This is a genomic window from Actinophytocola sp. (genome assembly GCF_009379765.1).
Taxonomy (GTDB): Bacteria; Actinomycetota; Actinomycetes; order Mycobacteriales; family Pseudonocardiaceae; genus Actinophytocola.
Genome location: NZ_WHTD01000046.1, coordinates 19,499 through 32,254 on the forward strand (window position 1 = coordinate 19,499; position 12,756 = coordinate 32,254).

At 70.0% G+C, this 12,756-nt stretch carries 12 protein-coding genes and 3 pseudogenes; 5 read left to right on the forward strand and 10 right to left on the reverse strand.

Going from position 1 to position 12,756, the window contains the following annotated elements; genetic code table 11:
• Nucleotides 1–123: 123 nt before the first annotated feature.
• Nucleotides 124–759, forward strand: coding sequence for a hypothetical protein (locus GEV28_RS16130; protein ID WP_291412887.1), 636 nt, complete (start codon nucleotides 124–126; stop codon nucleotides 757–759).
• A 326-nt stretch (nucleotides 760–1,085) separates the two neighbouring features.
• On the opposite strand, the gene GEV28_RS16135 is transcribed toward GEV28_RS16130, so the two are convergent.
• Nucleotides 1,086–2,540 carry an AAA family ATPase gene (locus tag GEV28_RS16135; RefSeq protein ID WP_291412888.1) on the reverse strand — a complete coding sequence of 485 codons (1,455 nt, stop codon included), beginning with the start codon at nucleotides 2,538–2,540 and terminating at the stop codon, nucleotides 1,086–1,088.
• Nucleotides 2,541–2,706: 166 nt separating this feature from the next.
• Here GEV28_RS16135 and GEV28_RS16140 point away from each other — a divergent pair, with 166 nt between their 5' ends.
• Nucleotides 2,707–3,297, forward strand: a complete 591-nt coding sequence (locus tag GEV28_RS16140) for a hypothetical protein (RefSeq protein WP_291412889.1) — start codon at nucleotides 2,707–2,709, stop codon at nucleotides 3,295–3,297.
• Nucleotides 3,298–3,963: 666 nt separating this feature from the next.
• Nucleotides 3,964–4,611 carry a response regulator transcription factor gene (locus tag GEV28_RS16145; protein ID WP_291412890.1) on the forward strand — a complete coding sequence of 216 codons (648 nt, stop codon included), beginning with the start codon at nucleotides 3,964–3,966 and terminating at the stop codon, nucleotides 4,609–4,611.
• Here the strand turns inward: GEV28_RS16145 and GEV28_RS16150 are convergent, their stop codons facing one another.
• From GEV28_RS16150 to GEV28_RS16170, 6 genes and pseudogenes are all read right to left on the reverse strand, one after another.
• Complete coding sequence (locus tag GEV28_RS16150; protein WP_291412891.1) at nucleotides 4,612–6,333, reverse strand: GAF domain-containing protein; 1,722 nt, start codon at nucleotides 6,331–6,333, stop codon at nucleotides 4,612–4,614.
• Nucleotides 6,334–6,444: 111 nt separating this feature from the next.
• Nucleotides 6,445–6,612, reverse strand: a complete 168-nt coding sequence (locus tag GEV28_RS42320) for a universal stress protein (protein ID WP_367115110.1) — start codon at nucleotides 6,610–6,612, stop codon at nucleotides 6,445–6,447.
• Between the two features lie 131 nt (nucleotides 6,613–6,743).
• Nucleotides 6,744–7,292, reverse strand: a pseudogene (locus tag GEV28_RS42325) (universal stress protein); the annotation flags it as partial.
• Between the two features lie 64 nt (nucleotides 7,293–7,356).
• Nucleotides 7,357–7,548, reverse strand: coding sequence for an Hsp20/alpha crystallin family protein (locus GEV28_RS16160; RefSeq protein ID WP_291412892.1), 192 nt, complete (start codon nucleotides 7,546–7,548; stop codon nucleotides 7,357–7,359).
• 489 nt (nucleotides 7,549–8,037) lie between these two features.
• Entirely contained in the window at nucleotides 8,038–8,385 is a 348-nt protein-coding gene (locus GEV28_RS16165; RefSeq protein ID WP_291412893.1) for a CBS domain-containing protein, read from the reverse strand.
• Nucleotides 8,386–8,425: 40 nt separating this feature from the next.
• Nucleotides 8,426–8,641, reverse strand: coding sequence for a CBS domain-containing protein (locus GEV28_RS16170; protein WP_291412894.1), 216 nt, complete (start codon nucleotides 8,639–8,641; stop codon nucleotides 8,426–8,428).
• Between the two features lie 48 nt (nucleotides 8,642–8,689).
• Here GEV28_RS16170 and GEV28_RS42330 point away from each other — a divergent pair.
• A pseudogene (locus GEV28_RS42330) lies at nucleotides 8,690–9,133 on the forward strand (hypothetical protein); the annotation flags it as partial.
• Nucleotides 9,134–9,806: 673 nt separating this feature from the next.
• Nucleotides 9,807–10,088: pseudogene (locus GEV28_RS16180) on the forward strand (respiratory nitrate reductase subunit gamma); the annotation flags it as partial.
• On the opposite strand, the gene GEV28_RS16185 reads toward GEV28_RS16180, so the two are convergent.
• The 3 genes from GEV28_RS16185 to GEV28_RS16195 are packed head-to-tail and all read right to left on the reverse strand — an operon-like array spanning nucleotide 10,064 to nucleotide 12,664.
• A complete protein-coding gene (locus GEV28_RS16185) occupies nucleotides 10,064–10,504 on the reverse strand; it encodes a wax ester/triacylglycerol synthase domain-containing protein (RefSeq protein WP_367115108.1) in 441 nt (146 codons plus the stop codon). The pseudogene GEV28_RS16180 and the gene GEV28_RS16185 overlap by 25 nt on opposite strands.
• Complete coding sequence (locus GEV28_RS16190; RefSeq protein WP_291412919.1) at nucleotides 10,492–11,124, reverse strand: hypothetical protein; 633 nt, start codon at nucleotides 11,122–11,124, stop codon at nucleotides 10,492–10,494. Before GEV28_RS16190 ends, GEV28_RS16185 begins: the two co-directional genes overlap by 13 nt.
• Entirely contained in the window at nucleotides 11,102–12,664 is a 1,563-nt protein-coding gene (locus GEV28_RS16195) for a putative PEP-binding protein (protein WP_291412896.1), read from the reverse strand. The genes GEV28_RS16190 and GEV28_RS16195 overlap by 23 nt, the downstream gene beginning before the upstream one ends.
• Nucleotides 12,665–12,756: the final 92 nt, after the last annotated feature.

Genomic DNA, 12,756 nt, shown 5'->3' on the forward strand with positions numbered 1-12,756 from the left:
CGGGTGCCGGGCGCTGCGGGCGTCGACCAGCTGCCGGTGAGTACGGCTCGCAGCACCGAAGAGCGTACGTAGGCACGAGCGGTCTCGGAGGGCTTCACGCAAGATCGAGGCTAGGGTGACTGGGTGTCTGACCAGGATGAGGACGTACCGGCGCCCCTGGAGCCGCGCATCGCGGCGGCAGTCGTCGATGTCCTCGTCTACGTAGTCGTCCTGAACCTCTTCGTGGAGTACTTCCCCCGAGTGCTCAGCGAGACGTTCACCCTTTCCCTGCTCACGGCGGCGTTGCTGAAGGGGATTCTCGAGGTTGTCGTAGCCGCGAAGAACCGGATCAAAGCAAGGTTCAAAGCAGCGTCCACTCCGATCGGCAAGGTGACTGCCGCGGCTATGCTGTGGGTTGTCCTCTTCGGCAGCAAGTTCCTCGTTCCGGAGGCCATCGACCTCGTCTTCGGCGACCGTGTCAGCCTCGGCGGCTTCTTTTCGGTGACACTGCTGATCCTTACCCTCCTGCTGTCACGGCGGCCGTTCAGCGCCTGCTCCAAGCCACCGGTTCCGTGCATAGGTCCTGACAAAGCAAGGATCGAGCGACCAGAGGAACCGGTCCGGATCGCCGGCCGGGTCCCGGTCGCCGCCTCCACCGTGCACCAGCTCACCCGCGCCGCCACGTTCTGCCTTGTCTGTTCGCGTGTGACCGCGTCAGCGACGAACCGGTCCGCCGATATGTACGCACCGGCCCGGGTGAGCTGGTGCATGTCGATGTGAAGAAACACGGCCGGATCCCCGACGGTGGCGGCCACAAGATCCTGGGTCGCGCCGCCGGCCAGAAGCCGGCCGCCAGCAAGCATTCCCCGACTGGCCTGCCCGTGGCCAGCGGCGATCACGCGAGCGCTACGGGAGCGGTTCTCCCCCGGCCAGCTCGACCATGCGCTCGCTCCGCTGCCGCGGTCCCTGGGAGCCGGCCTGCCCGGCGTGCGGGCCAAGCTCGACGAGAGCCATGCCGTCGAGCGGCTCGAGCTCGCCGTCGCCGCACTGACCGAGGCGGTCACCGGCATCGGAAACGGTGACCAGGACAAACGAGGAGCACTGCCTTATGAGGCTTCCAGCGCACGCATCGCCGCCGCCAGCGCCTCTTCCGGCCGTCCCGTCGTGCGGATCGTGGTCGCGTTCGGCCACGGGGCCGTGTCCGCCGCCATGGCGGCCGCGATGGCCGGGTCGGCGTCGGACATCGAGCCCGTTCGGGTTCTGGTCCGGCGGTCGGCGACGTCGGGCGGGATCACGCAGCGCAGCGGGTGGAAGGCGCTGTGGGTGTCGGCCGCGAGCCGCCGGGCCGTCTCACGGGCCCCGGCATCCATCCACGAGGCGTCCAGCACGACCGACTCACCGCGCGCCAGCAGCTCGCCGGCGCGGCGCAGCAGCTCGCCGTAGGTTCGCTCCGTGTGCTCGGGAGCGTAGATGCCGTGGCGATACCCCGCGCGGGCGTGTGCCAGCGGGTCGACGCCGGCCAGCTCCTTGCGCACCCGGTCGCTCGACAGGAGCACCGCGCCGAGCTCATCGGCCAGCAGCCCGGCCACGGTGGTCTTGCCACTGCCCGGTAGCCCGCCGACGAGCACGAGGCGAACCTGCCCGTGGCGCAGGTGGCGCACCGCGATGTCCGCGTAGGCAGCTGCGTCGAGCGCGGCGTCGCGGTCGCCCTGGGCGTGCCGGAGGCAGGCGACCTTGACCCGGACGAACGCGCGGTAGGCGATGTAGTGGTCCCGCAGGGCGGTGGGTGCCGGGTCGGCGGTGTGCTCGGCATAGCGGTCCAGGAGCAGTTCGCCCAGGTCGGGGGCGCCGAGCCGCTCGAGGTCCATGGCGAGGAACGCGATGTCGTCGAGGCCGTCCAGGCGGCGCAGCTCGTCGTCGAACTCGAGGCAGTCCAGCACCCGCGGCCCGTCGTCGAGCAGGAAGATGTCGTCGGCCAGCAGGTCGCCGTGCCCGTCAAGGATGCGCCCACCGTCCACTCTGGAACGGAACAGCGGTTCGCGCCCGGCCAGGAAGTCGCGGTTGAGTGTCTCGATCTCGGCCAGGACCTTGGCGTCGAGCGCGTCGCCGCGTACCGCCTCGGCCTGCGCGAAGCTCGCCTCCCACCGGCTGGTGAGCGCCTCCCGCGTGCCCTCCGCGTCGATGTCGGAGCCGCGGGCCGCGGTCGTGTGGAAGGCGGCGACCGTCCGGGCGAGCGTGGCGATGTGGTCGGCCAATGGCGCGCCGGAGCGCACCAGCGTGCTGAGCCGGCGGTCGTCCGGCATCCTGCGCATCACCACCAGCGGCTCACGGGGCGCGCCATCCACATCGGACAACTCGGCGACACCGAGGTACACGTCCGGTGCGAGCCGCCGGTTGAGCTCCACCTCCCGGCGACAGGCGGCGCGACGCCGCTCGACCGTGCTGAAGTCGAGGAAGCCCATGTTCACCGGCTTCTTGAGCTTGTACACGCGGTCGCCGACCAGGAACACGACTCCGATGTGTGTCTCCCGAACCGCCGCGAACGGGGCGTCTTCGCCCATACGACCACGCTCCGGCTGTTCGCCGGTCCGGGGACAGGGACCAAAGACCCCGGTCGCCCGGAATTCGTCGGAGACCAACGATTCGGCATTCGGGCCGTTCGACTCCAGATGCGAGCCCGTCGACGCACGACACTTCAGATGACGCAAGCTTCGAAGGAGGCAAACGATGTCCATCAAGGAAAACCCGCTGGAGCACACGAACGTTCCGGTGCCGGGAGCGAAGGAGGCCACGACCACATCCCCCCTCGCGGGCCGGGTGTTCGCCGTCCTGCGGATCGTCATGGGTCTGGTCTTCGCCTGGGCGTTCGTCGACAAGACGTTCGGTCTGGGCTACGCCACCCCGGCGGCCAACGCATGGGTCAACGGTGGATCCCCCACCCAGGGCTTCCTCGGCCACCTCGACCACGGTCCCCTGGCCTCGATGTTCCAGAGCTGGGCCGGTGACGCGTGGGCGGATTGGCTGTTCATGCTCGGCCTCGCCGGCATCGGCCTGGCGCTGCTGTTCGGCGTCGGCCTGCGCATCGCCGCGGTCTCCGGCACGCTGATGATGCTGCTGATGTGGGCGGCGGAGTGGCCACTCGCCCGGTTCACCGATGCGGGCGAGCCGACCATGTCCACGAACCCCATCATCGACGACCACATCGTCTACGCGCTGGTGCTGATCGCACTCGCGGTCGTCGCCGCTGGCAACACGTGGGGCTTCGGCCGCAAGTGGGCCGAACTCGACTTCGTGCGCAGCAACACCTGGCTGCGCTGACCGACTGATCGGTGAGGCTCCGATGCGGACTTACCGTCCACATCGGAGCCTAACGCCGCGCGCTTGCCGGGATCACCGTCGCCGCATACCCGCCCTCATGACCGCGGGTGACGATCCCCCCGCTGGCCGCGGCGATCCGGTCCGCTACGCCGCCCGTGTCCGGACACGACCACACGGCGTTCACCACCTGGCTTGAGGCATGCCGGCGCCGCAGCCATCCCGCGATCTGTTGCGGTGACCACCTGCGTTCCAGCATTCACAGCCCGAATGCCCAGATCAGCCGCAACTGGCTGTGACCTCACGACTGACCGTCGACGGTGAACGCCCCTGACCAGCCGCGGTCGACCGGACCGACCGTCAGCAGCCAACCCGCGCGAGATCTCCGCCCGTTCAATCCACGACAACCGCAACTCCCCACCGAGGACGCGGCGCCAGCAGCACACCACGACAACGCTTCAGCAGGTCACGCACGGTCGAGGGATGACAGCGCACGATTGAGACCGCCCCTGTTTTCACATGTGCCGACCGGTGGGACACTGGCGAGAGCTGGAGCATCGCCAAGGCCGGGACCTTCTACCCTGACCAATCGTGCCGATCGTCTGAGGTGCGAGAACGGCCTGAACGCATAGCGTGGTCTTCGGCAACGAAATCCACGAGGAGGCGGCCGTGACGATTCGGATCCTGCTGGTCGACGATCACGAGATCGTGCGTAGAGGGATCGCCGACCTGATCGGTACCCAAGACGACCTGGAGATCGTCGGCGAGGCCGGCTCGGTCGCGGAGGCACTGGCCCGGGCACCCCAGGTGAACGCGGACGTCGCGATCCTGGACGTGCGAATGCCGGACGGCAACGGCATCGAACTGTGCCGAGAGCTGCGATCCCAGCTGCCGGAGCTGAACTGCCTGATGCTCACCTCGTACGCGGACGATGAAGCTCTGGTCGACGCCATCATGGCCGGCGCTGCCGGCTTCGTGCTCAAGCAGGTGCTCGGCATCGACCTGATAAACGCCGTACGGACCGTCGGCACCGGCGGGTCGCTGCTCGACCCGAAGACCACGGCCGCGCTGATGAACCGGATCCGCCGCGAGCGGGAGGAGCAGGACCCGCTGCACACGCTCACCGACCAGGAGCGCGCGGTGTTCGACCTGATCGGCGAGGGCCTGACCAACCGGCAGATCGGCGAGCGGCTGTTCCTCGCGGAGAAGACCGTGAAGAACTACGTGTCCCACCTGCTGAACAAGCTCGGCATGCAGCGCCGCACCCAGGCCGCGGTGCTCGCCGCCGAGATGCGCTCGACCAAGCACGGGAACTGATCAGGAGTCGGTGAGCGGCACGCGCCACACGAGGCGGGTGCCGCCGTTCGGTCCGGGAGAGATCGACACGGTGCCGCCGCACTCGGTGGCCCGCCGCTCGAGGTTGAGCAGGCCGCTGCGGGCCACGTCGGCCGGCATGCCCACGCCGTCGTCGGTGACATCGACAACGAGGTCGGCACCGGCCTCAACGGTCACGGTGATGTCGGAGGCGCGCGCGTGCCGCACGGCGTTGCTCACCCCCTCCTGCACCACAGACAGCGCGTGCTCGGCCGTAGTGCCGGTGACCAGCGTGTCGACGGCCCCCGATATCCGGACCGCGGGCGACATCTCGGTGTTCGTGCTCAGCTCGGCGACGGCGTCCAGCATCTTGCGGCGCAAGCTGCTCGAGTTCTCCTCCGCGGTGGTGTGCAGGTCGAAGATGGAGGTGCGGATCTCCCGCACGGTCTCGTCCAGCTGCGAGACCACACGAGTCACCCGGCCGCGCGCGTTCGGGTTGGCGATCTGGGTGAGGATGGCCTGCAAGCTCATCCCGGCGGCGAACAGCCGCTGGATGACGTGGTCGTGCAAGCCGCCCGCGATCCGGTCCCGGTCGGCGAGCACGTCGAGCATCCGCTGCTGCCGCTGCCGGTCGGCCCACTCCAGCGCCAGCACGGCCTGGTCCGCGAACGACGCCAGCATCGGCAGGACCTCGCGCGCGAACTGCTGGTCACTCTTGCCCCGCAATGCGAGCAGCACCCCGCTCGCGGCGTCCACCGAGCCGAGCGGAACGACGTTCGCAGGCCCGAACTCGCCGAACACGATGGCCGTGTCCTGTATGACGTGAGCAAAGTCCCGGATGACACTGGCCTGCCCACTCGTCAGCACTTCAGCCATCGACGGCTCGGACGTCGGGATCGTGACATCCATCATCTGCTCATCCACGCCCCCCGCGCCGGCTCGAACCGTGAGCGACTCGCCTTGCTCGTCGGCAAGAAGGATGAGCGCGCACTTCGCCTGCGAGAGCTCCAGCGTCCTCGTCACGATGAGCTCCAGCGCCGCATCGCTCGAGCCGCCGCTGATCAGCAGGGAGTTGACCTCGCCGGAGGCCTGCTGCCAGCGCTCACGCAGCCGCGCCTGCTCGAAGAGGCGGGCGTTCTCGATCGCGACGCCGGCAGCCGCGGCCAACGCCTCGAGCACGACCGCGTCGTCGGCGGTGAACTCGGCCTCGCCCTTCTTCTCGGTGAGGTATAGGTTGCCGAACACCGCGTCTCGCAGCCGGACCGGCGTGCCCAGGAAGCTGCGCATCGGCGGGTGGCCCGCGGGAAAGCCCACCGAGGACGGGTGCTCCGCGAGGTCGGGCAGCCGGATCGGGAACGGGTGCTCGATGAGGTGGCCGAGCAGGCCTTTGCCCTCCGGCAGATGTCCCATCTTGGCCCGTGTCTCCTGGTCGATACCCACGTAGACGAACTCCGAGAGTCCCTCGTCGCCGAGCACGCCCAGTGCTCCGTAGCGGGCGTCCACCAGATCGACCGCGGTCTGCACGATCCGCTGCAGCGTGCCCGCCAGTTCAAGACCCGTACCCACGGCGACGACGGCGTCGAGCAAACCCTGCAGGCGATCCCGAGTCTTGGCGATCTCGGTCATCCGCTCCATCAGCTCGCTGAGCAGCTCATCCAGCCGCAGACCGGCCAGCGGGGCACCGACCGATCTCGAGGGCGCGCGTGGCGTCGACCTGTCGGACACGACACTCTCCCACCTCGTCGGAACCCAACTAGCGCCATGCGAGAGCGCCACAATCACGTCTATACACAGCGTATCCACGGCCGCAAGATGAACAGCGCCGTTCAGGTCTCCTCACCTGCGCGAACAACAAGCAACCGCACACGGTGCGTGATGGAGCAGGTGCTGGCTGGTGGAGCCGAGCAGCAGGCCGCGGAACCCCCCACGGCCGCGGCTGCCGACCACCACGAGCTGGGCGTGCTCGGCACGTCGCAGCAGCGCATGGGTCGGGCGGTCCCGCACGACCTCGCGCGTGACGCGAACGTCCGGGTACTACTCCTGCCAGCCGGCGAGCCGATCGGCGCGAAGTCCAGTGCCGCCGCACCACCGAGATACGCCGCATCGACGACGAGGTCGGTCCACGCGTGCACGGCCACGAGGTCGGCGCCGCGGGCCGCGGCCTCGGCGAAGGCGAACTCGATCGCGGCCTCGCCGACCGGGGTACCGTCGACGCCTACCACGACCGGGCCGTCGGTCGGCGCCTGCTGACCACGCACGACCGCCACCGGACACTGTGGCCGGGCGACGACCTCCACCGCGGTCGACCCGAGCACCAGGCCGGAGAACGCGCCGAGACAACGACTGTCGAGTACCACCAGCGCCGCGTCGCGCGACTCCCTGACCAGCGCTGGCACTGGCGGCGCCAGTGCCAGCACGTGGTCGACCCGCAGCCCCGGCACCGCCTGCTCCGCCGCCGCTCGAGCCTCGGCCAGCCAGCCGCGGCCGCGGTCCTGCATCGCGGTGTACAGAGCGTGCCAGTCGACGACGCGCGGGGCGTAGCCGGTGATGAGCTCGCACGCGTGCACCAGGCGCAGCCCGGTGCCGCGAAGCGTCGCCTCGTCGGCGGCCCATCGAAGCGCGCGCACGGCGCTGTCCGACCCGTCGATGCCGACCACGATGTGGTGACCGGTCACATTGTCCATCGCTTGCCTCCGAACACGCGGGAGAGGTGGCCCGGTCGAGCCGGGCCACCATCCGTCCTGCTCGCTACTTCTTGACCGCGACCTGGATCTGTCGCGTTTCTGCCTCCTCCTTGACCGGGATCGTGACCTCGAGGATCCCGGCGTCGTAGCGGGCCTCGACCTCGACCGCGTCGGTGTCGGCACCGGCGGGCAGCCGGACCGTCCTCGCGAACGAGCCGTAGAAGAACTCGCTGTGGCCCTTGTCGTGCTTGTCCACCGTCCGGCGGTGATGGACAGCTGGTCGCCGGCGACCGAGATCTTGATGTCCTTGTCGGGGTCGAACCCCGGCAGCTCGGCGCGCAGCACGTACCGGCCTTCGTCGACGTATTCCTCGATCCGAACCGGGTGGTGGTCACCGAACGCGGCGAACGGCCACCCCTGCTCGAGATACCGGAACAGATCCGGTATGAGCGCCGGTCGTGGGATCAGACTCGCCATGGTTCTCCTCTCGCCGTCTACCCTTACATCTCCAGCGAATCTCGTCGTGCGGCACACCCACAGGGCGGCAGGTCCCTACCCGGCGGGACTTTCGTCGCCGTCCACAGCAGACCCTGGCCAGCCAGTGAGCACGAGGTCGATGAAGCCGGGATCCTCGTGGGAAAACCCGTTGTGGTGCGCGAAGAGTCGCGGCGAGCTGGCGGTTACCTGCCACAGCATCTCGCTGTCGGGTCGGCGCGCCGCTAACGGGAGATCGGCAGGGTCCTGGTCACCGGTCGTCCTCCTCGTGGACCGCGATGGCCTGTGCGCGGACGACCCCGGGCACCGACTCGGCGATCACGGTGGCGACGTGCCGGTCGGCCTCGTCGTCGAACTGGTCGCCGATGGTGACGACACCGTCGCGGCAAGCGACCCGCCAGCGGCCCTTGCCGCCGTAGACCTCCAGGCGGTGGCGGACGTCGTCCGCGACGGTCGCGTCGTCGCGCGCCACGGTGGCGACGATGTCCCGCCGGGTCACGATGCCGACGACCCGGGAGCCGTCGACGATCGGCATGCTGCGCTGCCGAGCGTCCAGCAGCGCCGTCGCCAGCTCGGCGACGTCGGTGCCGGAACCCATGGCGGTGACCGGGTGCTCATCACCTCGGCGACGGTCGTGGTCACCGGTCCGGTGGCCGCCTGGTAGCCGGCCGGGATGTGGGCCCGCGGGTCGTCACCAGGTCGGCCTCGGTGACGATGCCGATCAGCCGGTCGTCGTCGGCCACCACCGGCAGGGCGGTGAACCCGTGGGTGGCCAGGAGTCCGGCCGCCGCCTTGATGGTGGTGTCCGGGCGGACGGTGATCACTGGGCTGGACATGATGTCGCGCGCACGCATGGTCTTCGTGTCTCCTTCAGCTGGGTCAGGCGCGCAGCCTGAGTAGGTATGGGTCCACCGGTTCGCGGGGCGCCAACCGCACCCGCGCGTCAAGCACCTGGCAGCCGCCGGGGCGCACGACGAGCACGGGCTTCACCGAGCGCGGGCGATGGGCGCAACCGCGGTGACCGGGTCGGCGAGCGCGGTCGGCACGCCCGCGACCAGGACCGCGTCGACCTCGTCGGCGGCGAGCAGCACCTCCAGGCACGCGCCGAAGGTGTCCGCGTCCACTCCGGCGGTGGTGTCGATCGGGTTGGCGAGGCTGGCCTGCGCCGGCAGCAGCCGGGCGAGCGCCTCGCGGGTGTCCGCGCCGAGCTGGGGAAGGCGAGTCCGTTGTGGACGCACGCGTCGGCGGCGAGCACCCCGGCGCCGGCGGCGATCACCGTCGAGGCAACAGCCACCGTGGTGCACGCCGCCCGCCTGCTCAGCAAGCACAACGTCAAGCGCCTCCCCGTCGTCGTCGACGACGACGACGGCAAGCTGGTCGGGATCGTCAGCCGCAAGGACCCGCTGACCGTGTTCCTGCGCAAGGACGAGGACATCCGCGACGACATCATCACCAACGTCTACGAGCTCGGCCTCGGCATGCCGGACAACCCGGCCACGGTCCGCGTCACCGTCCACCACGACAAGGTCACTCTCGGCGGCCAGATCGAGATAAAGAGCCAGCTTCCCCTCGTCGAGCAGATGACCCACCACATCGACGGCGTCGTCGACGGCGTCGACGTCGACATGTCAATGACCTACCTCCGCGACGACACCCACACCCACCTCCCACCCTCGATGGGCGTCGACATCACCCACGAACGCTGGCGCCGGGGTCGAGTTCGACAGCACGGAGCTGCCCGACTTCCTACCCGTCGTGCTCGAGTTCGCCGCCACCGCAGACCTGGCGGCTGGCCTGAGCCTGCTACAGGAACACCGGGCCGGCCTCGAGCTGCTCCGTCTGGCACTGCTCGATGCCGCCACACCTTATGCCGCCCGTGGAAGCCGTGTGCGCCCTTCTTCCCGGGCCGTCCCCTTCGGACGTCCAGGCCGCCAAGGCCATGGCGCGTACCGGTCCGCCCCGCGAGCAGGTCGGCCTGGAGCTCGCTCCGTTCGGCACCGTTCCCACCGGAGGTCCGCGATGAGCTGGCTGGACATCCTGCTGTGGGGTATAGCGCCGTACCTGATGGTCGTCGTGCTCGTCGGCGGCACGATCTGGCGCTACCGCTACGACAAGTTCGGGTGGACCACCCGATCCTCCGAGCTCTACGAGTCACGGCTTCTGCGAATCGGCAGCCCGCTGTTCCACTTCGGACTGCTCGTGGTGATCATCGGCCACGTCATCGGTCTGATCATCCCCAAGAGCCTCACCGACGCGGTCGGGCTCAGTCAGGACGCCTACCACGTCCAGGCCCTGGCGATCGCGTGGTGCACCCTGATGTAGCAGCCGACCCGGCGGTCCGGCAGGCCGGTCAGGAACCAGATCTCCCACAGCGGCCGGTACCGGTCCAATGGTCGGCGACGGAGTCGTTCGGCGGCCGGCAGGACATACGCATAGGGCACGTCGACGGCCCGCACGTGGTGCCCGAGGTCGACATCGGCGGCGTCGACCCACAGCGGCCACCCCAGACCCAGGCGTGGCATGTTGACGGTCTGTCGGAACCGCGGCACCAGCGTCAGGCGCTCCTCGACGGCCTTGCGCGCGGCCTCGATGCGGAAGCGGCCGTCAGGATCGAACAAGGTGGTGCCGTCGAGGATGCCGATGGCGCCGATGTCCTGTGGCCAGCCGAGGTCGTCCGGCCACGGCATGCTCAGGTCCTGCGCGCTCAGGCGGTCCATCGTGCACCGCCTGACTGTTCGACCCGGGACTTCACACCGTGCGGCATCGAGGTCGACATCAGCAGGTCTGCCGGGACGACAACGGCCCGGCAGCCCGCGACGAGCCACCACGGCTCGCCGTGCAGCCGCCACCGGCAGACGAACCTGGTCCTGCCCGGGCCGTCCGGCAGGAGGTTGAACGACCAGGTCCAGTCGACGGCGGCGATGCCCGCCCGGCGCCAGCGCAGCGGCAGGTGCGACGTGGAGTGCAGCACGAGGTGGCGGTCCACGAGGAGATCCGCGACGACGAAGCCGCACTCCGTCTCAGGTGGACCGTCGGGGGCGAAGTCGCCCACCGCGAGGTGCTGGAGCTCCGGCAGGATCCGGGTCGCACTCGGGCGGTTCGCGGGGAACAGCAAGCGGTCGACCCAACGTGCCGTATACCACCCACCGCGGTGCCAGCCCATCTGCACCAGCCATGGCCAGATCCGCTCGGGCGGCGCGCCCACGGTGGACGCCCACGTGACCACGACCTGCGCGTCGCGGACGAGGTCGTCACCCGGCAGCGCCCTCGCGCGGTCCGTCCGGGCGGCCCGGCCCCACCGCATCGCGAGGCGGTCAGCGGGTGTCGGCGGTGCCATCGGTCTCGCCGATCGCGGCGCGACCGGCCTCCAGCCGAGCGACCGGGACGCGGAAGGGGGAGCAGGACACGTAGTCCAGTCCGACCTCGTGGAAGAACTGGATCGACTCGGGGTCACCGCCGTGCTCGCCGCACACACCGAGACCTATGTCGGGCCGGACGGCCCGGCCCCGCGCGACGGCCAGGGCGATCAGGCGACCGACGCCGTCGCGGTCGAGGGTCTCGAATGGCGAGACGGTAAAGACACGCTCGGTCAGGTAGGTCGGGAAGAACGAGGACTCCACGTCGTCGCGCGAGAAACCCCACGTCGTCTGGGTGAGGTCGTTGGTGCCGAACGAGAAGAACCGCGCCGTCTCGGCAATGCGGTCGGCGGTGAGCGCGGCCCGGGGCAACTCGATCATCGTGCCGATCTCGTGTGGTGAGTCCACACCGGACTCGGTCGCGACCTCGTCGAGGACGCGGTACGCGCGTTCGGCGACGATCTCCAGCTCACGTGCGTCGCCGACGAGCGGGATCATGATCTCCACGTGCGGGCTGCCACCGGCGCGTGCGCGGGCTGCCGCGGCCTCGGCGATCGCTCGGACCTGCATGTCGTACAGGCCGGCGATGACCAGGCCGAGCCGGACGCCGCGCATGCCCAGCATCGGGTTCTCCTCGTGCAGCCGGTTGACCGCGCGCAGCAGCCGCTGCGACGGGTTCGGCTGCTCGAGCGCCTCGGCGACCGCCGCCCGGGCGGTGAGCTCGGTGCGGTCGGGCAGGAACTCGTGCAGCGGCGGGTCGAGCAGCCGGATCGTGACCGGCAGACCGTCCATCTCGGACAGGATGTCGACGAAGTCGGCCCGCTGCAACGGCAGCAGCGTTGCCAGGGCATCGTCGCGTTCGGCGGCGTCCTCGGCGAGGATGAGCCGCTCGACGAGCTCGCGACGCTCGCCGAGGAACATGTGCTCGGTGCGGCACAGGCCGATCCCGGTCGCACCGAGGCGGCGTGCCCGGTGGGAGTCGGCCGCGGTGTCGGCGTTGGCACGCACCATGATCCGGTCGACCGCCCACACGAGGTCGTCTGCGTCGGAGGCGCGACGACCCTCGAAGTACTCGACGACCGGCGACGACACCACCGACACCTCGCCGAGGTAGACCAGTCCGGACGTGCCGTCGACGGAGATGACGTCGCCCTCGGCCACGACGGTGCCGTCGGCCGTGGCGAACCGGCGGGCCGCGGTGTCGATGTCCAGCGACTCCGCCCCGCAGACACACGTGCGGCCCAGTCCGCGCGCCACGACCGCGGCGTGGGAGGTCTTGCCGCCACGACTGGTCAGCACGCCCCGAGCGTGGATCAGGCCGTCGAGGTCGTCGGGGTTGGTCTCGCGGCGGACCAGGATCACCGCCGCGCCCTCGGCCCGGGCGACGGCGGTGGCGGAGTCGAACACCACCTCGCCGACTGCGGCGCCAGGGGAGGCTGCCACTCCGGTCGCGATCGGACGGACCTCCGTGCCGGTGGCGAAGCGCGGGAACATCAGCTGGGCGAGCTGGGCGCCGGACACCCGGCGCAGCGCCTCGTCGGCGTCGATGAGCCCCTCCTCGCGGAGCGCGTGCCTGCGCCACTCCAGGCGCCCGGTCGTTCTCGTCCCCGTGA

Bases quoted from the DNA above. Each gene is read 5' to 3' on its own strand.
- GEV28_RS16135 (WP_291412888.1), bottom strand. From the start codon at position 2,540: ATGGGCGAAGACGCCCCGTTCGCGGCGGTTCGGGAGACACACATCGGA.
- GEV28_RS16140 (WP_291412889.1), top strand. From the start codon at position 2,707: ATGTCCATCAAGGAAAACCCGCTGGAGCACACGAACGTTCCGGTGCCG.
- GEV28_RS16165 (WP_291412893.1), bottom strand. From the start codon at position 8,385: ATGGGTTCCGGCACCGACGTCGCCGAGCTGGCGACGGCGCTGCTGGAC.
- GEV28_RS16170 (WP_291412894.1), bottom strand. From the start codon at position 8,641: ATGCGTGCGCGCGACATCATGTCCAGCCCAGTGATCACCGTCCGCCCG.
- GEV28_RS16185 (WP_367115108.1), bottom strand. From the start codon at position 10,504: ATGGACCGCCTGAGCGCGCAGGACCTGAGCATGCCGTGGCCGGACGAC.
- GEV28_RS16190 (WP_291412919.1), bottom strand. From the start codon at position 11,124: ATGGCACCGCCGACACCCGCTGACCGCCTCGCGATGCGGTGGGGCCGG.